Genomic DNA, 447 nt, shown 5'->3' with positions numbered 1-447 from the left:
CATCACTTGCAGATTTAATGAAGTTAGCTGCGTTTGGAATTGTGTAATTTCCACTTCCATCTGTTTGTGCTTGCGTCACAACTGTTCCGTTTACGAATAGACGAACACGAGAAATATCTGCTCCATATGTTCCGGAAATTGTTGTAGATGTTCCAATTGTATAAGGATTGGTAGTAACAGTTAAGTTGTAGTCTTTCGACGATTGCTGTACAGAAACTGGAATACGTTTTTGTTCAACATATTTACTGTCTACGCCAACTACTTCGACTGTGTCTCCAGCTTTGATTAATGCACCTGCATTCGGGAATGTGTAGTTGCCATTACCGTCAACTTGGGCTTGCGTAGCAACTGCTCCGTTGATGAAGAGACGTACTTTCGCAATGTCTGCTCCGTACTTACCAGTCAATGCTTCTTGACCAAGTGCATAAGGGTTTACTGACAGTGCGA

Annotated in this window: 1 protein-coding gene; it reads right to left on the bottom strand. The window is 42.1% G+C overall.

Annotated features, from left to right (window positions below; genetic code table 11):
- Window positions 1-447: immunoglobulin-like domain-containing protein (locus MFLO_RS15770; protein WP_036098639.1), on the bottom strand; the 447-nt coding region annotated here is incomplete at both ends.

It is taken from the genome of Listeria floridensis FSL S10-1187 (genome assembly GCF_000525875.1).
Classification (GTDB): Bacteria; Bacillota; Bacilli; order Lactobacillales; family Listeriaceae; genus Listeria; species Listeria floridensis.
Note: the sequence above shows the minus strand (reverse complement) of the source record. Positions and strands in the feature narration are given on the sequence as shown.